This window comes from Hominiventricola sp. (assembly GCF_057604405.1).
In genome coordinates this window covers 85,372-106,979 of the sequence record NZ_DBLYVB010000003.1, presented here as the reverse complement: position 1 = coordinate 106,979, position 21,608 = coordinate 85,372, and the positions used below count along the sequence as shown (strand labels likewise).

Here is a 21,608-nt window from a genome sequence, read left to right as displayed (position 1 = left end):
CTTATCTGCTCCTTATGATTTCTATGATATCCCGGATTTTGCCAAAATCCTTTTCTTTCTCTGTCTCTACACCGGAACTTACATCCACTCCCCAGGGAGCAAATCGTTCCAGTGCTTCTTCTATATTTTCCGCCCGTAATCCCCCTGCCAGAAGATAGGGTCTTGCGGGAACCTGTTCTTTTAAAAGCTGCCAGTCAAAGCAGCTGCCGGTGCCGTAACCATTATCAAGAAGGATCCGGTCTGCCCCACTGCTCTGGGCCTTCGCCAGCGTTTTCGTATCCCGAATTTTAAAGGCTTTCCATATCTCGACTTTCGGTTCCAGTACCCGAAGTTTCCGGATGTCTTCTTCGGTCTCCGCTCCGTGAAGCTGTGCGATCTCAATCAGTCCTTCTTCTATATAAGAAGCGACCTCCTCCATGGGAACATTGACAAAGACACCCACCGCCGGGATCTTATGGCTCAGCTTTTCCCGCAGCCGCTTCATCATTTCTCTGTCCACATAACGGTGACTGGGTGGATAAAAGACAAACCCTGCATAATCCGGTCCTGCGGCATTTACATAATCCACATGCTGTTCCCGGTATAATCCGCAGATCTTAATCCTGGTTCTGCTCATCTGCTGCCTCCCGGAACCGTGCCAGTTCTGTCTGCTTATCTGCTGCCCTCATGAGTGCTTCTCCTACCAGTACCGCATCTGCCCCGATGACGGAAAGGGCTCCCACATCCGATGCACCTTTCACCCCGGATTCTGCCACGAAGACAGCCTCCTCCGGAATCAGGGAACGAAGTTTTGCGGAATTGGAAAAATCTACGGTAAAATTCTTCAAGTTCCGGTTATTAACGCCGATGACTCTCGCTCCCGCCTCCACTGCCGATGCAATCTCCGCCTCGTCATGGGTCTCCACCAGTGCCGTCAGTCCCAGTTTCTCGCAGATGGCCAGGTATTCCTTCAGCTTCTCTGTAGGAAGCAGTGCACAGATCAGAAGCACCGCGTCCGCTCCCATAAGCTTTGCCTCATAAATCTGATAGGGATCTACGGTAAAATCCTTCCGAATCATGGGAATGGAAATCGCCTCCCTGATTTCCCGGAAAATATCATCGGATCCCAAAAACCACTTTGGCTCCGTAAGTACGGACACACAGTCCGCACCTGCTGCTTCATAGGCTCTGGCAATCTCTGTATAAGGGAACTCTTCCGCAATCACGCCCTTGGATGGGGATGCTTTCTTTACCTCACAGATAAAAGACATGCCTTTCTTTTTCAAAGCCTTTTCAAACCGGAAATCTCCTTTGGGAAGATGCTCCGCCTGTGTACGGATTTCTTCCGGTGAAAGTTTCTTTTTGGCCTCCTCTACCCGGTACGCTGCATAGGCAGCCAGTTCGTCTAATATCATCTTGCAGCTCCTTATTTGTTGGATTCTTTTATAAAATCTTCCAGTTTCTGTTTTGCCTGGCCGCCGTCAATGAGGGATGCGGCCAGTTCCACACCCTCCCGGAAGGTATCTGCCTTACCGCCGATGTAGAGACCTGCGCCTGCATTTAAGAGAACGGCATTTCGTTTGGCTCCCTGCTCTCCATTCAGAATGTCTCTGGTAATCTGTGCATTTTCCTGCGGGGTTCCGCCCTTCAATGCATCCCTGGTTGCAGTCTTCATACCGAAATCTTCCGGCTGAATCACATAGGTACGATATGTACCATCCTGAAATTCACAGATGGAAGTCGGCGCACAGGCGGAAATCTCGTCCAGCTTATCCTGTCCATAGACGACCATGCCTTTTTTCACACCCAGCTGGTACAGTACTTTTGCCATGGGCTCCAGCAGTGCTTCGGAATAAACTCCCAATACCTGCAGGTTGGCGTGTCCCGGATTGGTCAGCGGTCCTAACAGATTAAAGACCGTCCGCACCCCCAGCTCTTTTCTCACCGGTCCTACGTATTTCATGGAGGTATGGTATTTCTGTGCGAAGAAGAAACAGATGCCTATTTTTTTCAAAAGCTCCACACATTTCTCCGGGGAAAGATCGATGTTGACCCCCAGTGCTTCCAGACAGTCTGCCGCACCGCTTTTGGAGGATGCCGCCCGGTTGCCATGCTTTGCCACCGGGATTCCGCCTGCGGCAATGACCAGAGAAGCAGTAGTGGAAATATTGAAGGATCCGGCACCATCTCCACCAGTTCCCACGATTTCCAGAAGGTCTCCGTCGTACTCTACCGGAAGTGCATGATCTCTCATGGCAGCCGCACATGCACTGATCTCTTCAATGGTCTCTCCTTTCGCGGACAAAGCTGCTAAGAATGCGGCGGTCTGTACCTGGGAGGTCTCTCCGTTCATAATCTCATTTACGACTGCGTTGGCCTGTTCATAGGTCAGATTATTATGGTCAATGAGTGCTGCAGTTGCTTCTTTAATCATTTCTTTAATCCTCCATCGCAAAAATTTTTCAGTATTTCATATCCGTCCGGTGTCAGAATGGATTCCGGATGAAACTGGACGCCGTAGATGGGATAATCCCGATGCATGACTCCCATGATCTCGCCATCTTCGGTCTCCGCCGTGATTTTCAGTTCTTCCGGCATGGTCTCCCGAACCGCTGCCAGGGAATGATATCTGGCTGCCGGAATGATCTTTTTCATCCCCTTGAAAACAGGGCAGTCCGTGTCGAGTGTCACCATGGATTGCTTGCCGTGCATGAGCTGCGACGCATAGGAGACCGTCGCGCCAAAGGCTTCACAGATGGCCTGATGACCAAGGCAGACGCCAAAAACAGGAATCTCTTTTCCCAGTTCCTTTGCCGCTTCGATGCAGATGCCTGCGTCCTTTGGAAATCCGGGACCCGGTGATAAAATAATACGCTCCGGCTTTAATGCCCGGATCTCCTCTATCGTCATCTGATCATTTCTTACCACTTTGATATCCGGGTTAATAGAGCCGATGAGCTGATACAGGTTATAGGAAAAGCTGTCGTAATTATCAATGAGTAAAATCATAAGTCCATGTCCTCCTGTGCCATCTCCAGTGCTCTTCTCACGGCTTTTGCCTTGTTGATGCACTCTTCATACTCTTTTTCCGGAACACTGTCCGCCACGATACCGGCTCCGCTTCGCACGAAAACTTTTCCGTTTTTCTTATAAGCCAGCCGGATGGCGATGCAGGTGTCCAGGTTTCCGGTGAAATCAATGTATCCCACGGCTCCCCCATAGATACCTCTCTTATTGTCTTCCAGTTCATTGATGATCTCACATGCCCGGATCTTCGGTGCCCCGGAAAGGGTCCCTGCAGGAAGGATGGCGTCCACGGCATCTGCTGCATCCAGGCCTTCCCGAATGGTGCCTGCCACTGTGGAACCAATATGCATGACATGGGAGAATCGTTCAATACTCATATATTTTTCTACTTTGACAGAACCAAACTCACTGATCTTTCCGATGTCATTTCTTCCCAGATCCACCAGCATATTGTGCTCTGCCCGCTCTTTTTCATCTGCCAGCAGCTCTTCTTCCAGTTTTTGATCTTCCTCCTCGGTGGCTCCTCTCGGCCGGGTGCCCGCCAACGGAAAGGTATGAAGAGTCCGGTTCTCCAGCTTCACCAGTGTCTCCGGGGAAGCTCCGGCAATTTCCATATCGTCACTGGAGAAATAAAACATATAGGGGGAAGGATTCAGCGTTCTTAAGACCCGGTATGTATTGAGAAGGCTTCCTTCATAGTCTGCTTCCAGCCGGTTTGACAGTACCACCTGAAAAATATCCCCCTCATGGATGTAGTGCTTGGCTTTCTCCACCATGCTGCAATACCGCTCTTTGTCGAACAGTGCCCGGAAATCGGAAGTGCAGCGCCCCGGTTCCAGAGGAGCCATCTCCCCATCGGAGATGAGCCGTCTCATGGTCTCCAGTTCCACCTCTGCCTTGTGATACTCTGTCTCCAGATTCTCGCAGCGGATGTTGACGATGAGGATCACTTTCTGCCGGAAGTGATCAAAGGCAATGACCTTGTCGAACAGCATCAGATCCACGTCTTTAAACCCTTCTTCATCCTTCGCGGTAAGCTTCAGCGTCGGTTCTGCATATTTCATGTAATCGTAGGAGAAATATCCTACCAGTCCGCCGGTGAAGGTCGGCAACCCCTCAATCCTTGGACTTTTGTTTTCTTTTACAATCTGCCGGATGTACTCGCCGGGATGCTTTGTCTCGAACACCATGGACGTTCCATTTTTAACAGTCAGCCTTCCATCCGTACAGGTTAGCTCCAGCTTCGGGTCATATCCAAGAAATGTGTAGCGTCCCCACTTTTCATTGTCCTCAATGGATTCCAGCATATAGCAGTGTCTGCTGACCCGTTTCAGTTTTCGTAATACTTCAATGGGCGTATAAAGATCCGAGTACAGCTCCGTGCTGACCGGAATACATTTGTAAAGGCCTTGCGCCGCCAATACAGAAGCTTCCTGAAAATTCGGTCCGATATTCATGGTGTTCTCCTTTCACACAACAAAAAAAGTCCCTGACAGATCTCTGGTAAAATCTGTCAAGGACGAGTCATCTACATTTCCCGCGGTGCCACCTTGCTTTGCGGATCTTAAAAAATCTCCGCACCCTTACGGAATACCAACATATTCCCGGCAACTGACGTATGCCCTCACGTCGCAGAATACTCAGAAATCCATTCCTTTCCCTGCGCCCTCGGCGGTCCATTTGATTATGTGGGTTCGGTCCGGCTCTCAGCTTCCCGGGCTCTCTGTGCGTCCATCATCACCGTTATCTCCGCTTCATCGGTTTAAAGTGATACTTGATTCAATTGATTTTTTACATATTAGCAAATCTGATGGTTGCTGTCAAGAGAAATTGGTTCATTTCATAGTGAATTGGTGTGAAAAAATTGCAGTTCAAGGTTGAGAGAATCTGCCAACAAACAGGCGATGAGAAGTGACAGTCTGTGAGCGGAACCGCTCGCGCTAAGTCCTCGATCCAGCGGTACTAACACTCAAACGTCGCTGACCGCTCGTTTTCGTGAAGTACCGGGACTGCGGACGTTCCTTTCACAGGCTGTCAGCTTCTCACGCCTGACTGCAGTACCTGTTTATCACCAGTGAACTGAATCTGACCATGCAAAAATTCCCTGTCAGTCAACAAACTAACAGGGAATTCTAGTTATTTTATTTAGATTGCTCTCGTCGCATGAGACAGCCACTCCTGCTCTTCCTTCGGAAGGTAGGGCGCGATTGCCTCATAGACGGTGTGATGATATTCATTGAGCCATGTGCGCTCCTGTTCGGTCATCTGGACCGGGTCCACTGCATCCAGATCCCACGGAATCAGGGTCAGGATCTCGAACTTCAGGAACTGACCATACTCATTCTTCGGTCCTTCCACACAGAGAAGTTCATTTTCCAAACGGATACCGTACTTTCCTTCCAGATAAATACCCGGTTCGTCGGTAGTTACCATACCCGGCTCCAGTTCTGCCGCATTGGCTCCCTCCGGAAGTTTCCAGCGGAATGTGTTAGGACCTTCATGAACGTTAAGCAAATATCCGACGCCATGACCGGTGCCGTGCTTATAATCCATCCCGATCTGCCACAGCGGTGTCCGGCAGATCACATCCAGATTATAACCAGAGCATCCTTTCAGAAATCTGGCATGGGACAGATTCAGATTACCTCTTAACACTGCCGTATACATCTGCTTCTGCTCGTCTGTCAGTGGTCCCATGGCAAAGGTACGGGTGGTATCGGTGGTGCCATCCAGATAATGTCCGCCTGCATCCACCAGGAAGAAGCTCTCCGGCTTCAACTCCACATCGGATTCCTCTGTTGCAGAATAGTGAACGATTGCCCCATGCGCACCGTATCCACAGATCGGTGAGAAGCTTAATTCCACCAGATCTTTCTGCTCACTTCTTAAAGCGGCCAGATGTTCAGCTGCGGAGATCTCTGTGATCTTCTCCTTGCCGACTTTCGTCTTCAGCCAATACATGAACCGTGTAAATGCCACACCTTCCTTTAAATGGGACTGATGAAGATTCTTCTGCTCCGTCTCATTTTTCACAGCCTTCATAAACTCCGTCGGATTCGGGCAGTTCAGCACTTCTGCTTCCTCCGGAATGCTGGTGAGCAGACGGTAGTTCACATTGCCCTGATCCAGCAGTACTTTGCTGCAAGCCGGAACTTTTTTGAGATCCCCATAGATCTCATCGTATCCTTTGATGGCAATACCAAAGTCTGTCACATAATTTCTGATTTTCTCGGTAATGACGGACGGACGCACATACCAGGTGCATTCTTTCTTCGTCACGGTCAGGAAGGATAATACAACCGGAACGCAGGGAATGTCCCCGCCGCGGATGTTGAGAAGCCATGCAATATCACACAGGGAAGCCAGCACGTGAAGGTCAGCGCCTTTCTCTTCCATGGCTTTCCGTACACGAGCCAGTTTCTTATCAGTAGTCTCTCCGCTCCATTTTTCTTCCAGCACAAAGAGATCTGCATCTGGTACTTCCGGGCGGTCCGCCCAGATCTCCCCGATCAGGTCTTCTTCTGTAAAAAGAGAAGCTCCATTTTCTTCTGCTGCCTTTGCAAATGCCAGGGCACGGGATGCACCCATGACTCTTCCGTCAAATCCCAGCTTCTCGCCTTTTTCCAGGTGTTCCTGTATATATTCTTCTACGGTCGGCACGCCCGGCTCTCCCATACGGAACAGGCGGATCCCCGTCCCCTGAAGCTGTGCCTCTGCCTGCAGGAAATACCGTCCGTCAGTCCACAGCCCCGCATCATCCTGTGCAATCACTGCCGTACCGGCAGATCCGGTAAAACCGGTGATAAAGGCTCTTGCCCGAAAATGCTCACTGACATACTCCGACTCATGACAGTCTGTGGACGGAACCACATACATTGCCACGCCGGATGCTTTCATTTTCTCCCGTAATGCCTGTACACGCTCTTTGACTGTCATATGCTTACCTCTCCCAGTTTGCTTTCTGGAATGCCTTATATCCTTTGTATGCTTCGTAAATATCCGCTTTGCTGGATACTTCCCACGGACTGTGCATATTCAACAATGCCACACCACTGTCAATGACATCCATGCCGTAGTTGGCGGTAATGTAGGCGATGGTTCCACCGCCTCCCTGATCTACTTTCCCAAGCTCTGCGGTCTGCCAGCAGACACCGTCTGCATCCATAATGCTGCGCAGCTCACCGATATATTCTGCGCAGGCATCATTGGAACCGGATTTTCCTCTGGAACCGGTATATTTGTTAAATACCATACCTCTTCCCAGGTAAGCAATATTTTTCTTTTCAAATGCAGATGCATAGTTCGGATCAAATGCCGCACTTACGTCAGAGGACAGCATATGGGAATGCTGCAGACATCTTCTCAGTGCCAGATCGGAATACTCTCCGGTCAGATTCAGTACCTCTGCCACTACATTTTCAAAATAACGGGACTGCATGCCGGTGGCACCCATGCTGCCGATCTCTTCCTTGTCAGTCAGCAGGCATACTGCCGTGTAAGCCGGTTTGTCCGCATGCAGCTGTGCCAGGAGAGACGTAAACCCACAGATTCTGTCATCCTGTCCATAACCCATAATCATACTGCGATCCAAACCAAAATCTCTTGCCTGACCTGCCGGAACGGCCTCCAGCTCAGCAGAGAGAAAATCTTCTTCTTCCATGTCGTATTCTTTTTTGAGATACTCCAACAGCGTCTTTTTGATGAGTTCTTTTTTCTCTTCATCCTTTTCTTCCGGATCTTTCCACGGACGACTTCCGACGATGATGTTAAGGTTCTCACCTTCTACCACAACAGCCGCTTTCTTCTGCATCTGCTCACCGGACAGATGAATCAGAAGATCAGAAATACCAAGAACCGGATCCTCTGCCTTCTCGCCGATGGCAAGTTCAATGACTGTTCCATCTTTTTTTACTACCACGCCATGCAGTGCCAGCGGAATCGCTGCCCACTGGTACTTTTTGATGCCGCCGTAATAATGAGTATCCAGAAGTGCCATCTCTCCATCCTCATACAGCGGATTCTGTTTCAGATCCAGACGCGGGGAATCAATATGGGCACCCAGGATATTCATACCCTTCTCCATGGGAACCGTACCGATCTGGAACAATACCACCAGTTTTTTCTTGTGTACCGCATAAATCTTATCACCAGGAACGAGATTTTTACCACTTCTCATAGCCTCTTCCAGAGAAATGTATCCATTCTCACGTGCCATCTCCACCGCAATACGGGCACATTCACGCTCCGTTTTTCCTTCAGAAATAAATCTGCGGTACTGCTCTGTTACCTGTCCCAGTTCCTCCAGCGCTTTCTCATCATAGGTATTCCATGCGTTTTTACGTTCCATATCTTCTCCTTACAGATCTTCCAGATTTTCTTTTAATTTATCCATAAAGCCTTTTTTCTTCGGCTTTGCTCCGTTCTCTGCTTTCTGATTCAGCGTATTGCCATTCTCGCGGTCATACTCTTTCAATGCCTCTTTTGCCCCATGGCTTAAGGTAGTCGGAACTTCCACTACCAGGGTGACATAATGATCTCCTCTGGTACTCTTATTTCTAAGAGACGGCATACCTTTTCCGCGCAGGCGGATACGGGTATCGGTCTGGGTACCCGGTTTCACATCATACTCTACTTCACCGTCTACGGTCTTAATACGAATCGTTCCGCCAAGAGCTGCTACCGGGAAACTGATCGGTACCGTAGAGAAAATATCCATATCCTGTCTCTGGAAAATCGGATGTCTGGATACAATTACCTCTACCAGAAGATCCCCTCTCGGACCGCCATTGGTGCCCGGCTCTCCCTTTCCTCTGATACGGATGCTCTGGCCGTTGTCGATGCCTGCCGGAATCGTAACAGCGATCTTCTTCTTACTGGACGTATAGCCGGTTCCGTAGCAATTCGGGCACTTGTCTTTGATAATCTTACCGGTTCCGTTACAGTCCGGGCAGGGACGTACATTCTGCACCATGCCAAAAAGAGATTGCTGGGTATAAACCACCTGTCCTTTTCCGCCACATTTAGGACAGGTCTGGGGTGTAGTACCCGGTTTTGCGCCGGTACCATGACAGTTTTCGCACTCATCTTTCAAAGTCAGCTCCAGCTCTTTGTCGCAGCCTTTCACCGCTTCATCAAAGGTAATCCGTACACTGGCACGCAGATCCGCACCTCTCATGGGACCATTACTGTTTCTGCGGCTGCGTCCGCCGCCGCCAAAAATATCGCCGAAGATATCACCAAAAATATCGCCCATATCTGCGCCGTTAAAGTCGAATCCGCCGTAACCACCGGCTCCGCCGCCTCCCTGCTCAAAGGCTGCGTGTCCAAATTGATCGTACTTTCTTCTCTTGTCTGCATCACTTAATACGGCATATGCCTCGGAAGCCTCTTTAAATTTCTGCTCTGCTTCTTTATCTCCCGGATTCATATCCGGATGATATTTCTTTGCCAGTTTTCGATATGCACTTTTGATGGCTGCGTCATCCGCATTCCGGTCTACGCCAAGAACCTCATAATAATCTCTCTTCGTCTCTGCCATAACTTTTCCCTTTCGAATTGCTGTGGGCTGAAATTCATCTGCACACGCAAAAAACAGTGGGGAGTTTATCGCTCCCCCACTGCTTTATTTTTATTTTCATCCTGTTCCGGATTAAACCTCGCGGTAATCTCCGTCTACCACGTCATCTGCCGGACCGGAAGTACTCTGTCCTGCGCCGCCCATATCCGGACCTGCGCCCTGCGGACCTGCACCCTGTGCACCTGCAGTCTGCTCATACATCTTCTGGAACAGTTTCTGTGCTGCATTCATCAGATCCTCTTTACCGGATTTCAGCGCATCGATGTCCGCATCAGAAATATCAGTCTGGTTAGCAGTTCTGTCTACAACTGCTTTCAGAGCATTGATCTTATCCTGAACAGCTGCTTTCTCAGAAGCGTCGATCTTATCTCCGGCTTCCTCCATTGCCTTCTCGGTCTGGAATACCATTGCATCTGCATCGTTTCTTGCATCAATGGCCTCTTTCCGTTTCTTATCCTGTGCCTCGAACTCAGCAGCTTCTTTGACTGCCTTATCGATATCGGAATCAGACATGTTGGAACCAGCGGTAATGGTGATGTGCTGCTCTTTTCCGGTACCCAGATCCTTAGCGGATACATTTACGATACCGTTTGCATCAATATCAAAGGTAACCTCGATCTGCGGAACTCCACGTCTTGCAGGCGGGATTCCATCCAGACGGAACTGGCCGAGGGATTTGTTATCTTTCGCGAACTGTCTCTCACCCTGTACTACGTTGATGTCTACAGCGGTCTGGTTATCAGCTGCGGTGGAGAAGATCTGGCTCTTCTTAGTCGGGATCGTGGTATTTCTCTCGATCAGACGGGTTGCAATACCTCCCATGGTCTCGATGGACAGGGACAGCGGAGTAACATCCAGAAGAAGGATATCACCGGCACCTGCATCTCCTGCAAGTTTACCACCCTGAATGGAAGCACCGATTGCCACACACTCATCCGGGTTCAGAGATTTGCTCGGCTCATGTCCGGTCAACTGTTTTACTTTATCCTGTACTGCCGGGATACGTGTGGAACCACCTACCAGCAGGACTTTACCAAGTTCAGACGGGCTGATACCTGCATCACGGAGAGCTGCCTGTACCGGGTTAGCAGTACGCTCTACCAGATCGTGAGTCAGCTCATCAAATTTTGCTCTGGTCAGGTTCATATCAAAGTGAAGCGGGCCGTCTGCGTTCATGCTGATGAACGGAAGGTTGATGTTGGTTGTTGTGGAAGCGGACAACTCCTTCTTAGCCTTCTCAGCTGCTTCTTTCAGTCTCTGCAGTGCCATCTTGTCGTTGCCAAGATCTACACCGTACTGTTTCTTGAATTCAGAGATCATATAATCTGTGATCTTCTGGTCGAAGTCATCACCACCCAGATGGTTGTCACCTGCGGTAGCCAGAACCTCGATAACGCCGTCACCGATCTCGATGATGGAAACATCGAAGGTACCGCCGCCAAGGTCGTATACCATGATCTTCTGCTCTTTCTCATTGTCAAGGCCGTATGCCAGTGCTGCAGCGGTCGGCTCATTGATGATACGTTTTACATCCAGTCCTGCGATCTTACCTGCATCTTTGGTTGCCTGTCTCTGTGCGTCATTGAAGTATGCCGGAACAGTGATAACTGCCTCGGTTACTTTCTCGCCCAGATAGTTCTCTGCATCTGCTTTCAGCTTCTGCAGGATCATAGCGGAAATCTCCTGCGGAGAATATTTCTTTCCTTCAATGTCTACTTTATAATCAGTTCCCATATGTCTCTTGATGGAAGAGATGGTTTTCTCGGAGTTGGTAACTGCCTGACGTTTTGCCGGCTCTCCTACCAGACGCTCACCAGTTTTTGTAAATGCTACGATAGACGGTGTTGTTCTTGCTCCTTCTGTATTTGCAACAACCGTAGGTTTTCCACCTTCCATTACGGCTACACAAGAGTTCGTTGTTCCTAAATCAATACCAATAATCTTGCTCATTTCTTTTTCCTCCTGAAAATACTAAATCTTATAGACCACAGCGCGTTAGCTCGCTGCTCATTGCTTACGCGTCAGTTTACAACTTTAACCATGCTGTGACGAAGCACTGCATCTTTATATTTATAACCCTTCTGGAATTCCTCAGATACTGTATTTTCTCCAAGTTCCTCATCCTCCGCATGCATCACTGCATTATGGAAATTCGGATCAAATTCCTGGCCCACCGCTTCGATGGGGGTTACGCCCAAATCTGTAAGAACCGTGATCAGCTGTTTATAAATCATTTCCATTCCGCTGGCTACCGGTCCATCTTTCTGATCTTCCGGAATACTCTTCAAGCCTCGCTCAAAGTTATCTACTACCGGAAGCAGTTTCTCGATCACATCTCTTGCTCCCACCATGTACATCTGGGATTTCTCCTTTTCTGTACGGTTTCTGAAGTTTTCAAACTCTGCAAGCTGACGTTTTACTTTATCGGTCAGTTCTGCGATCTGTTCATCTTTCTTGTCTTTTTTCTCTTTCTTCTTTCCGAAGAATCCTTTTTTGTCAGGTTCCGCATCGGCTTTTGTTTCTTCTGTCTCAGCCGTCTCAGTGGCTTCTGCTTCAGCAGTATCTTCTGCTTTTACTTCTTCCTCCTGAATCTCCGGTTCCTGTTCCATTGTCTTGTTTTCTTCCACCGTTGTTCCGCCTTTCTATTTATGAAAAACATCATCCAGCTGATCCATCATGGCTTTCAGCTTACCCATAACGTTCTCGTAATCCATTCTCTTGGGACCAATGATTCCAATGGTACCCTGAAGCCCTTCGCCCAGTTCGTAGGTTGCCGTGACAACACTGCAGTCCTTCATGGATTTTACCGGTGTCTCATTACCGATATATACCTGAATTCCTTTTTCGTCTTTGTTCAGTGTGTCTGTAACCAGATCTACCAGGTTCTGCTTCTCCTCCAGTGTCTGTATCAGTTCACTGGCCTTTCCGTTCTCACTTAATTCCGGATAACGGAAAATGTTTGTGGCCCCGCCGGTGTAGATCTCCATTCCCTCATCGGAATGAATCGCCTCGGCGACTGCATCCACCACATCACTGACGATGTTGCTGTGAATACCGGCCTGTTCTTTCATGCTGGAAATCATCTGAAGATTGATTTCCTGAATGGTCTTTCCATTCAGCATGGTATTCAGCAGGATATTAAGCTTCAGAATACTTTCATCACTCAGTTCCTCACAGACCGGTAAGAGTTTGTTGCGGATCACATTTCCTTCCGCTACAATCACCGCCAGGATCTGATTGGCATCCACACGGGACAGCTGAATGAATTTCAGTTTGTTCTGATGATACTGTGGAGTGGAAACCATCGTGGCATAATTGGTATCATTTGCCAGGATCTTTACCACCTGCTTCAGCACACTTTCCAGCCGGTCGGTACGCTGAACCATCAGTTCCTGAAGTTCCGTCACTTCCCGGTCTTTTTCCTGCATCAGGTAATCCACATACAGCCGGTATCCTTTATCGGAAGGAATTCTTCCGGCGGAAGTGTGGGGTTGAATGATGTAACCCATCTCTTCCAGATCCGACATCTCATTGCGGATGGTAGCAGAGGAAAGCTTCAGATCCGGATCCTTCGATATGGTTCTCGATCCTACCGGTTCTCCGGTCTCCATGTAATTCCGGATAATCACATTTAAGATTTTTTTCTTTCTCTCATCCAGTTCCATGGGTTATGCTCCTTTCTTCTGCTTGTTAGCACTCAACATGTAAGAGTGCTAACATTTCCTGTAACTTAAGATAGCACTCCCTATAGTGCTTTGTCAAGTGTATTTTATATTTTTTTATGAAGAATTTGTGAACGGATTACAACTGACCAAGCAGCCGAAGTGACAGGCTGTGAGCGGAACCGCTCGCGCTAAGTCCTCGATCCAGCGGTACTAAGATTCGAACTTCGCTGCAGGCTCGTTCTCATCAAGTACCGGGACTGCGGACGTTCCTTTCACAGGCTGTCACTTCGGCCTGCCCAGCATATCTATAAACAAAAAACCACGCGGAAAATTATAAAATCCACGTGGTTCTGATTTTTATTCTTCTGTACCTTCTGTATCCTCTTCCGCTTCCGTATCCGTTCCGGCCTGACCGTCCTGGGAGCGTGTTTTCAGGAAGGTATATTCTCTCTGTGCATCCGCATCATCCGGATAGCTTTCCAGATAGATCTCCATCTTCTGAAGGGCGGTATCAAAATCTCCCTGCTGTTCATAGACAGTGATCTCCGATGCCATCAGTTTTTGCAGACATCCGCCGTTTCCCATGGAAATTCCCCCCTGCAGGGTGTCCAGTGCACCAGTGTAATCACCCTGTGCCAGCTGATAAGCCGCCACCCGTTCATAAGCTTCCTGATGCGTAACTTCTTCACCATCCAGATAACTCTGATAGAGGGTAATGGCATAGTCTGTATTTCCCATCTCCCGGTACAGCTCTGCCTGCCAGTAAATGCCTTCCGGATTACCTTCCTTGGAAGCTGCCTCCAGATAGGTCTTGGCATTTGTATCATCTTCCATATAATAAGAAAGTCTTCCCAGCATTACTTTATTCTTCTTAGAGGTAAGACTCATCGCCTTGGTAAAATCTGCTTTTGCGGCTTCTGCATTTCCTGCCTCCCGATAGAGAAGTCCTCTGGTTGTATAAATCTCCGCACTCTCCTTCAGGTCCAGAATGGCACTGCAGGTGGCAATGGCATCCTCTGTATTTCCTGCATAATACTGTGCCGATGCTTTATATGCCGCAATATCCAGTTCCAGACTGCCTGCATGCATATCGGCAAGTTCCAGGGCCTCATTATAGGAAGCGATGGCGTCTTCATAGCTGCCTTCCCGAGCCTGTTCCATGCCCTGGGTTCGTAAAGCCAGCTGCTGTTCTTCTGTCTTTTTATCCGTACCGCAGCCAATCAGAAGCCCCATACACAGAACAGTCACTGCCAGCATAGTCCGCTTTATCTTTTTTCCTTTCATAGCTCCTCCTTATCCCAGAATTCCCGGTTCATGGTACACGCCAGAACCAGTTTTCTTGGAAGCCGTTCATAACGCTGTCCCAGTTTGTAGCCCAGGAGCTTTCCTGCGCTCTGGGTCACCACCTGGATCATCAACCACGGTTTTCTGATTTTAATACAATAAGAAAGACTCCTTTTTACCAGACGTATGCCTTCAGATTCCGAACGAATGCCGCCAAAGATTTCCGGATGCATAGTCTGGGATACTGCCAGATCAAAATTCCGGTGAAACTGCTGCAGGGCACTGTAATTGTGAGAATGCACCACCTGTGCATCTGCACAGTAGGCAATTCGACCACCTGCCTTTATAATGGTTCCTGCATAAATCATATCTTCATTAAAAATAGTCCGTTTGACAAATCCACCCAGTTCTTTGTATTTTTCCCGTCTCCACGCAGCACAGACATTAGAGCAGAAAAAAGTCTTAATCCCCAATACCGGAAGATCCTCTTTTCCTTTGATCCTGCTTTCATCAGGGTAATTAAAACTGCGGGTGTATTTTTCCACTTCCCTGCAATTTTCCTTCGGCAGCTGCCTTCCATAGGCCGCCCATACGGAAGGATCTGCAAATGGTTTCAGCAGTTCTTCCACCAGATGTTCATCCGCCGGCATAGCATCCTGCGTAAGACAGATCACCACATCTGCCTCAGAGAGACGAATGCCCTGATCTCTGGTACCGCCATGATCAAATTCCTGCTTTGTCACATGATGAACTTCCACATTTTCATATCTTTCCGGAAGCTCTGCCGGGAAATGTGCTTCCTCTGTATTCATCAGAATGATCTTCCCTGCCAGTATCGTCTGGTCAGCCAGACGGCTCAGCAGTTCTCCTAACTCTGCCCCCGGACGATAAACCGGAATTACAATATCCGCTGTCATCAGTTTCTCCTGTTTTCTGCAATTTTCTATATTAGAAACAAAGCGAGGGAACTTCACGAATCCCTCGCTTCTATTCATTCACTATTTTTAATATCCTGTCTCAGAATTGATCTTTGAAGAGATCTCTGTTACCTCATTGGATGGCTGATAATCAGCGTTGCCAAAGAGATACTCATGAAGCTGTTTTACGTTCTCTTCCAGATTTACCGGAACAACACAGGAACCTTTTCCTTTGACGGTTGCATTTGCTTTATCAAACGGGAATCCGGTGGTGTCCACAATATCGTAGGTCAAAAGCTGCGGAGCCATGGCTACCAGCTCATCGTTGGTATAGTTGGTTGCAATCAGCGGGAATACAGCATCAATGATATCATTAACTTTGCTGATATCCATCTTCTTCGCCTTGCTTACCAGCTGCATGATCACTTCTCGCTGACGCTCCGTACGTTTGAAATCGTCTCCTGCAGTGTAACGGATACGGCAGTAGGAAGTCGCCTGTACGCCATCCAGTGTCTGAAGTCCTGTACTGGTCAGAGGCTGCGTCTGGATACCTGTTACCTTGGATGTCTCAACAATATAGTTGTTCAGATGTTCAATCTCAGCGTCATCTACATCGATGTCGATACCACCCAGCAGATCTACTGTCTTGGTCAGTGCAGCGAAGTCTACGCTGACATAGTACTCAATATCCAGATCCAAGTTCGTGTTCAGCATACTGATTGCCTGTGCCGGACCGCCTGAGGAATATGCGCTGTTACATTTATTATATTTACCATTGGTCAGATTCAGATAAGTATCACGATATACACTGACCAGTTTTACTTCCTTGGTATCATTGTTAATGCTCGCAATAATAATGGTATCGCTTCGATTTCCACTTCCAAGCTGTCCCGCTTCACGGGTATCAAGGCCAAACAGTGCGACGGTAGTGTAACCTTTCATGGTTTCCATCGTGGATTCCTGCAGAGATTCATTTACTTCAATCTGATCCTGCTCTACCTTCGGCTTCTGAATCTTATCCAGTTTGCTTACTACCCAGAATCCCAGCACAAGAATCAGAATCACTGCAATCTCAATGCCGAAAATCATCATCCGCTTTTTCTTTTTGGATGCTCTCTTCTTAGAACCTCCTCTGCTTCTGCCTGATGCAGATTTTGCAGAAGACGTTTTCTGATGAGATGCATTTTTTTTCGAAGTCGTCTTTTTCATAGTTTCTTTTGCCATAATTCATCCTTTCTACGCCTGCTAATAAGCATTCTTATTTACAAAGCCTTTGAAGAACGTTAGAAACAGGATCTTAAAATCCAGTCCCATGGTCCAGTTCTCAATATAGTACAGGTCGTATTCAATACGCTTTTTGATCGATGTATCCCCCCGGTAGCCGTTGACCTGTGCCCATCCGGTCAGTCCCGGACGCACCTGATGCTTGATCATATACCTTGGAATCTCCTCCCGGAACTTTTCCACGAAAAAAGGACGCTCCGGTCTTGGTCCCACCAGGCTCATGTCACCTTTCAGGATATTGAACAACTGCGGCAGTTCATCGATACTGGTCTTCCGGATGATTTTTCCCACGGTTGTCACGCGAGGATCATTCCGGACAGTCCATGCCCGCTTTTCACTTTTTTCAGACTGTACTTCCATGGAACGGAACTTATACATCTGAAATGTCTGGTTATGGAGTCCTACCCGCTCCTGCTTATATATGAGCGGCCCTTTGGATGTTATTTTTACCAAAATGGCCGTAACCAGCATAACCGGCGAAAAAATGATGATAGCAACAATGGCTCCAACAATGTCCACTGTCCGCTTACATACCATATTAAAGGTATTAGTCAGCGGCACGTGCCGGATATTGATCACCGGAAGGCCCAGAAGATCTTCCGTATATGGTCTCGTCGGTATGATATCATTATAATCCGGAACAAATTTTGTATGCACACCGGATTTTTCGCAGATCGCTACGATCCGCTTCAATTTATAGTATTCCCGGAGCGCCAGCGTAAGAGCAATTTCATCCAGCCGGTTGTTCTCCAGAATCGTTTCCAGTTCATCCGTAGGTCCCAATACCGGTACCCCTTTATAGGTGTAACCGGATTCCTTATTGTCATCCAGAATTCCGCAGACCCGGTAACCCCACTGAGGGTTGGCATAAATGCGGTCAATAAAGGACTCAGCCGCACTGCTGTACCCCACAAAAATAATATGCCGTAAATTAAATCCGCTGCGTCGGATCTTCTTCAGCACGATCCGGATTGCATTCCGGACCAGCAGTTCCATCACAATGTTGACCACATAAAAATAGAACAACATGGTTCTGGAATACTCATAGGCATATCCATTATATTCTCTCAACAGGAAGAATACAGCCATGACGATCAGAAGTCCCACCGTGTTGGCTTTACATATATTTCCTGACTCCAGTCTCCGACCCTGTACCCGCTTGGCGGTATACATGTTAAATGCCAGATAGAGCATCAGATATAACGGAACAATTCCAAATAATGCCACCATATACAGGGCAAAGCCCAGTCCTGGCGGATCCTTCAGAATCAGAAACTTGTAGACCCAGGCCAGAATATATGATATGCAAATGACGGCGGCATCAATCACCACATGAAGCCGGTTAAAGTACCGCTGGTTATCCTTAATCACAAACTCTCACCTATGTTTCCCCCTTCGCTCTATCCGAAACTCTTACAGATGTTTCCCTACACCAGACGGAAAATATTTCTCCATAACTCTAGTTGAATGCCAAAACATATGGAAATATGTCTGGCTCCAAAGACAACTCTTCGCCCCGGATTCGCTCTGCACAGCCGGATGCCTCTTACGAAACCTTCCCGGTAATCCCTGCCCAGACCTTTTTTCACGAAAAAAAGATACTTTATCAGAAAACCCGCCAATAAAAGCGGAGCATTCACAACAAGCTGAAGCAGCGGCATATTTTTGTATAGAAGATATACATTATTTCCCGCTGCATGTATTACTTTAAAATGATTGTATCTTGACCCGCTGGTCCCACTCCCCACATGGAGAACCCGGGCCCTCGGCTCATACCAGTTCACATAACCGGCAAGCTTTGCCCTGTAAGAAATATCCAGATCTTCCAGGTAAGCAAAATGCGCCTCGTCAAACCCGCCCAGCTTCAATACCAGGCTTTTCCGGTAAATCGCGGCACCTGCGCAGGATGAAAAGATCCTGCCACTTTTCTGATACTCCGATGCCGGTTTTCCCTTTCCTCTGGCAAATGCCCAGCCCAGCCCACAGAAAAAATCTCCCGCATCATCCGTAAGCTCCGGATTCTGATACTGGAGCATGCAGGCCTGGCAGGAAAATCTCCTCTGGTCTGCACGAATGGCATCCAATAGTTTTCTTGAAAAATCCGGCTTTACTTCCGTATCATTATTCAAAAGTATGACATATTCACTCTCTGCAGCCTGAAATCCTTCATTGACCGCCCGGCAAAATCCATAGTTCTGATCCAGACAAATCAACTTGCAGAAAGGAAATTCTTTTTTGATATAGTCCTGGCTTCCATCAGTGGAACCATTATCCACCACCATTACTTCCGGATGAATGTTCTTCTGCTCCTGTATGGATTTCAGACATCCTTCCAGATACGATATTCCATTATAATTAGGAATTACGATACTCACATCCGGCATCTGTCAATCCTCTTTCCGGTGATAATCACGGATTCTGAAATCCGTATTGTCCAGTGACAGATTGCTGTTGTAAAATCTGTCCGGCATCTGAAGCAGACTTTTCCACTTCTTTGCAAACTGAGCAGCCGGTCTTGCGCCCTGCTTTCTTCCTCTCTGATGGTCCTGAAGAATCACAGCAATTCCCGGCTCGTAAACATTTCTGTAACCCAGCTTTTCCAGCTTCAGGCACAAATCCACATCCTTCATGCGATCTTCCACATCTTCTGAAAAGCCGCCTGCCTTCAAAAACAGTTCTCTTCTGAGCATCATGGCTTTTCCTGAAACTGCATGACAGTTTTGCTGCAAAATTGCTTTATGGAAATATCCTGTATATCCCGCCTTCAGACCTTCAAAAGCATCTCCGACAGTTCCTTTCAGACCCAGCACTTTGATTCCATACCAAAGTCTTCGCCTGTCATCATACACACGTCCACCCACGGCACCAATATCTGCCCGCTGTGCACTTCCCAGAAACAAATCCATAAAACCACGCGTAATATTGCCTGTTCTTCCATCCAGGAATAACAGATAATCACTGTCCATTTTCTCTGCCAGGCTGGAAAATGTTACAAATTTATTACAAGCGCTATTACAATATACTACTTTTATGGGTGTTTGTCTATGTTCTTTTATAAAATTCAAAATTATTTTATTTTTCTTCGGATTCTCTAAAAGCACCAGGATTTCATAATTCGAGTAACCAGCCTGTCTGGAAGTCATCCTTGCAAGGCGCTTTAACGTGCCTGCATCCCGCACATTGAGAAGTACAATGGTGACTTTTGGCGTCTCTGCAGGCATATAGCAGACTCTGTAGAATCCCGGATTATCCATGCACTGTACGGCAGCGCTCATACTAGTCCGCTTCAGATGTTCTTCCAGCGCACGTCTTCCTGCCTCATATGCATACATCTTACTCTCCGGGTTTCCTGCCGTAGAAGTCGGATGACATCTCCAGTGATAGAGTACCCGTGGAATATGGTCAATCTCCTGTGCCAGTTCACTGCATCGGAGAATAAAATCATAATCCTGCGCCCCGTCAAAAGACTCCCGGTATTTGCCCGCCTGCTCCATCAATGTCCGTTTTACCATCAGGAAATGGCAAATATAATTGTTGGTACGTAAAAGATCCGGGTTAAAATCCGGTTTAAAATGGGGCTGGAAAAAGGTAGCAGAGTCGAAGCTTACCTTATCTTCATCCGTGTAGATCATATCTGCTTCCGGATGGGTCTGCAGCCATTTGACCAGCTCAAACAGTGCATGTTCTTCCAGAAAATCATCATGATCCAGAAGTGCCACATACTCTCCTGTGGCAAGATCCAATGCCGCATTGGTATTTCCCGCAATACCAAGATTCTTTGGAAGCTTTTCATAGCGGATCCGGGGATCCTGCGCTGCATACGCTTCCAGAATCTTCTGTGGTCCATGGTCTTCCTCACTTCCGTCTGCCAGGCAAAGCTCCACATTTCCATAGGTCTGGTTCAGTACGGAATCCACCATCTCACGCAGGAAAGTCTCCGGCGTTTTGTAAACCGGAACTACCACACTGATCCTTGGTGCATATGCAAAATGATGCTCCCGCTGCAGCTCCTTTTCACTGTCAGCAGGCCGCTCAGAAATCATCCACTGTTGATAATCCCGTTCCAGAATATCCCGTTCCAGACGTTCTTTTGCTTTCAGATATAATTTAGAAAGTCCGTAGTTCTTCACATAGTGATAACCACGTTTCGCATAATCTGCTTTCATATATTAAAAGGTAACCTCACCATCATGTGCAATCAGGGATGCCCCGATCATTCCTTCTAAAGCTGCCACTTCAGATACCAGTGCACTCTCATCTTTGACCCGAAGCTCTACTACCATATCCAGACGGCCTTTGGACAGGTTTCTGGATTTTACTTTATAGGATTTGCTATATTTTCCTACAATATCAAGGATCTGCTGCTCACCGTCCATCTGAGAGCTGTTGATGACCAGCATCATCGGTGCTTTGCTTACCGGAATCATATCCAGAACCAGGATAAATACAGTAACAGCCACAGAGGTAACCAGCGCTACTTCATAGAGACCTGCACCGCAAATAATTCCAATACTGATAGACCAGAACATAAATACCAGATCCATCGGATCTTTGATAGCGGTACGGAAACGCACGATAGAAAGAGCGCCGACCATACCAAGGGAAATCACCAGGTTGGACTGCATGGCCAGAATAATAGCTGCGGTGATAATAGACATGGCTGCCAGCGAAATATTAAAATTTTTAGAATAGAATACTTTTCTCGTTACCAGTCGGTAAATTGCGAACACATACAGTGCCAGAAGTGCAGACACGAACAGAGTTGCCACAATCTTTGCGGTGGTAATGTCCATGCTCGTAAATCCCTCGAGAAATGATTTTTTAAATACGTCTTTGAATCCCATCTTATGTAATCTCCTTTTCTTACATTTCTTT

General features: G+C 47.7%; 18 protein-coding genes. All 18 read right to left on the bottom strand.

All coding sequences use genetic code 11. The features are described from left to right. Position 1 precedes the first annotated feature (1 nt). The 18 genes from ACZMB2_RS03575 to ACZMB2_RS03490 all read right to left on the bottom strand — a co-directional run bounded on the left by ACZMB2_RS03575 (position 2) and on the right by ACZMB2_RS03490 (position 21,577). The gene (locus ACZMB2_RS03575; protein ID WP_487595549.1) at positions 2 to 616 is read right to left on the bottom strand and encodes a phosphoribosylanthranilate isomerase; all 615 of its coding nucleotides are present in this window, start codon (positions 614 to 616) and stop codon (positions 2 to 4) included. Then, positions 597 to 1,394 (bottom strand): indole-3-glycerol phosphate synthase TrpC, encoded by a 798-nt coding sequence (gene trpC, locus ACZMB2_RS03570; protein ID WP_487595548.1) that lies wholly within the window; start codon positions 1,392 to 1,394, stop codon positions 597 to 599. Before trpC ends, ACZMB2_RS03575 begins: the two co-directional genes overlap by 20 nt. 11 nt (positions 1,395 to 1,405) lie before the next feature. Then, complete coding sequence (gene trpD / locus ACZMB2_RS03565) at positions 1,406 to 2,413, bottom strand: anthranilate phosphoribosyltransferase (protein ID WP_487595547.1); 1,008 nt, start codon at positions 2,411 to 2,413, stop codon at positions 1,406 to 1,408. Then, the gene (locus tag ACZMB2_RS03560) at positions 2,410 to 2,988 is read right to left on the bottom strand and encodes an anthranilate synthase component II (RefSeq protein ID WP_487595546.1); all 579 of its coding nucleotides are present in this window, start codon (positions 2,986 to 2,988) and stop codon (positions 2,410 to 2,412) included. Before ACZMB2_RS03560 ends, trpD begins: the two co-directional genes overlap by 4 nt. After that, entirely contained in the window at positions 2,985 to 4,463 is a 1,479-nt protein-coding gene (gene trpE, locus ACZMB2_RS03555; protein ID WP_487595545.1) for an anthranilate synthase component I, read from the bottom strand. Before trpE ends, ACZMB2_RS03560 begins: the two co-directional genes overlap by 4 nt. A gap of 688 nt (positions 4,464 to 5,151) precedes the next feature. Then, entirely contained in the window at positions 5,152 to 6,942 is a 1,791-nt protein-coding gene (locus ACZMB2_RS03550; RefSeq protein ID WP_487595544.1) for an aminopeptidase P family protein, read from the bottom strand. 4 nt (positions 6,943 to 6,946) lie between these two features. Further along, positions 6,947 to 8,353, bottom strand: a complete 1,407-nt coding sequence (locus ACZMB2_RS03545; protein ID WP_487595543.1) for an aminopeptidase — start codon at positions 8,351 to 8,353, stop codon at positions 6,947 to 6,949. A gap of 9 nt (positions 8,354 to 8,362) precedes the next feature. Continuing rightward, on the bottom strand, positions 8,363 to 9,544 hold the full coding sequence (dnaJ, locus tag ACZMB2_RS03540; RefSeq protein WP_487595542.1) for a molecular chaperone DnaJ: 1,182 nt from the start codon (positions 9,542 to 9,544) through the stop codon (positions 8,363 to 8,365). 111 nt (positions 9,545 to 9,655) lie between these two features. Then, on the bottom strand, positions 9,656 to 11,533 hold the full coding sequence (dnaK, locus tag ACZMB2_RS03535; RefSeq protein ID WP_487595541.1) for a molecular chaperone DnaK: 1,878 nt from the start codon (positions 11,531 to 11,533) through the stop codon (positions 9,656 to 9,658). A gap of 71 nt (positions 11,534 to 11,604) precedes the next feature. After that, positions 11,605 to 12,192: a nucleotide exchange factor GrpE gene (gene grpE / locus ACZMB2_RS03530; RefSeq protein ID WP_118769609.1), complete on the bottom strand. Its 588-nt coding sequence runs from the start codon at positions 12,190 to 12,192 to the stop codon at positions 11,605 to 11,607. A gap of 33 nt (positions 12,193 to 12,225) precedes the next feature. Next, a complete protein-coding gene (gene hrcA, locus ACZMB2_RS03525) occupies positions 12,226 to 13,248 on the bottom strand; it encodes a heat-inducible transcriptional repressor HrcA (RefSeq protein WP_487595540.1) in 1,023 nt (340 codons plus the stop codon). Between the two features lie 357 nt (positions 13,249 to 13,605). Beyond that, positions 13,606 to 14,532 (bottom strand): tetratricopeptide repeat protein, encoded by a 927-nt coding sequence (locus ACZMB2_RS03520; protein ID WP_487595539.1) that lies wholly within the window; start codon positions 14,530 to 14,532, stop codon positions 13,606 to 13,608. Continuing rightward, a complete protein-coding gene (locus tag ACZMB2_RS03515; RefSeq protein ID WP_487595538.1) occupies positions 14,529 to 15,449 on the bottom strand; it encodes a glycosyltransferase family 2 protein in 921 nt (306 codons plus the stop codon). The genes ACZMB2_RS03520 and ACZMB2_RS03515 overlap by 4 nt, the downstream gene beginning before the upstream one ends. Before the next feature lie 87 nt (positions 15,450 to 15,536). Further along, on the bottom strand, positions 15,537 to 16,673 hold the full coding sequence (locus ACZMB2_RS03510) for an LCP family protein (RefSeq protein ID WP_487595537.1): 1,137 nt from the start codon (positions 16,671 to 16,673) through the stop codon (positions 15,537 to 15,539). 21 nt (positions 16,674 to 16,694) lie between these two features. After that, a complete protein-coding gene (locus tag ACZMB2_RS03505; protein ID WP_487595536.1) occupies positions 16,695 to 18,104 on the bottom strand; it encodes an undecaprenyl-phosphate glucose phosphotransferase in 1,410 nt (469 codons plus the stop codon). Between the two features lie 56 nt (positions 18,105 to 18,160). After that, positions 18,161 to 19,117: a glycosyltransferase family 2 protein gene (locus ACZMB2_RS03500; protein ID WP_487595535.1), complete on the bottom strand. Its 957-nt coding sequence runs from the start codon at positions 19,115 to 19,117 to the stop codon at positions 18,161 to 18,163. 3 nt (positions 19,118 to 19,120) lie between these two features. Continuing rightward, positions 19,121 to 20,899 (bottom strand): glycosyltransferase family 2 protein, encoded by a 1,779-nt coding sequence (locus ACZMB2_RS03495; RefSeq protein ID WP_487595534.1) that lies wholly within the window; start codon positions 20,897 to 20,899, stop codon positions 19,121 to 19,123. A gap of 3 nt (positions 20,900 to 20,902) precedes the next feature. Further along, on the bottom strand, positions 20,903 to 21,577 hold the full coding sequence (locus ACZMB2_RS03490; protein ID WP_487595533.1) for a DUF4956 domain-containing protein: 675 nt from the start codon (positions 21,575 to 21,577) through the stop codon (positions 20,903 to 20,905). Between the last annotated feature and the right edge of the window lie 31 nt (positions 21,578 to 21,608).

What these genes read in the sequence shown, in the direction of transcription:
- ACZMB2_RS03490 (WP_487595533.1), bottom strand. Translation starts at nt 21,577, where the DNA reads ATGGGATTCAAAGACGTATTTAAAAAATCATTTCTCGAGGGATTTACG.
- trpE (WP_487595545.1), bottom strand. Translation starts at nt 4,463, where the DNA reads ATGAATATCGGACCGAATTTTCAGGAAGCTTCTGTATTGGCGGCGCAA.
- dnaK (WP_487595541.1), bottom strand. Translation starts at nt 11,533, where the DNA reads ATGAGCAAGATTATTGGTATTGATTTAGGAACAACGAACTCTTGTGTA.
- ACZMB2_RS03515 (WP_487595538.1), bottom strand. Translation starts at nt 15,449, where the DNA reads ATGACAGCGGATATTGTAATTCCGGTTTATCGTCCGGGGGCAGAGTTA.
- grpE (WP_118769609.1), bottom strand. Translation starts at nt 12,192, where the DNA reads ATGGAACAGGAACCGGAGATTCAGGAGGAAGAAGTAAAAGCAGAAGAT.
- ACZMB2_RS03500 (WP_487595535.1), bottom strand. Translation starts at nt 19,117, where the DNA reads ATGCCGGATGTGAGTATCGTAATTCCTAATTATAATGGAATATCGTAT.
- ACZMB2_RS03520 (WP_487595539.1), bottom strand. Translation starts at nt 14,532, where the DNA reads ATGAAAGGAAAAAAGATAAAGCGGACTATGCTGGCAGTGACTGTTCTG.
- ACZMB2_RS03575 (WP_487595549.1), bottom strand. Translation starts at nt 616, where the DNA reads ATGAGCAGAACCAGGATTAAGATCTGCGGATTATACCGGGAACAGCAT.
- trpC (WP_487595548.1), bottom strand. Translation starts at nt 1,394, where the DNA reads ATGATATTAGACGAACTGGCTGCCTATGCAGCGTACCGGGTAGAGGAG.
- ACZMB2_RS03560 (WP_487595546.1), bottom strand. Translation starts at nt 2,988, where the DNA reads ATGATTTTACTCATTGATAATTACGACAGCTTTTCCTATAACCTGTAT.
- dnaJ (WP_487595542.1), bottom strand. Translation starts at nt 9,544, where the DNA reads ATGGCAGAGACGAAGAGAGATTATTATGAGGTTCTTGGCGTAGACCGG.
- ACZMB2_RS03510 (WP_487595537.1), bottom strand. Translation starts at nt 16,673, where the DNA reads ATGGCAAAAGAAACTATGAAAAAGACGACTTCGAAAAAAAATGCATCT.
- ACZMB2_RS03545 (WP_487595543.1), bottom strand. Translation starts at nt 8,353, where the DNA reads ATGGAACGTAAAAACGCATGGAATACCTATGATGAGAAAGCGCTGGAG.
- ACZMB2_RS03550 (WP_487595544.1), bottom strand. Translation starts at nt 6,942, where the DNA reads ATGACAGTCAAAGAGCGTGTACAGGCATTACGGGAGAAAATGAAAGCA.
- hrcA (WP_487595540.1), bottom strand. Translation starts at nt 13,248, where the DNA reads ATGGAACTGGATGAGAGAAAGAAAAAAATCTTAAATGTGATTATCCGG.
- ACZMB2_RS03495 (WP_487595534.1), bottom strand. Translation starts at nt 20,899, where the DNA reads ATGAAAGCAGATTATGCGAAACGTGGTTATCACTATGTGAAGAACTAC.
- trpD (WP_487595547.1), bottom strand. Translation starts at nt 2,413, where the DNA reads ATGATTAAAGAAGCAACTGCAGCACTCATTGACCATAATAATCTGACC.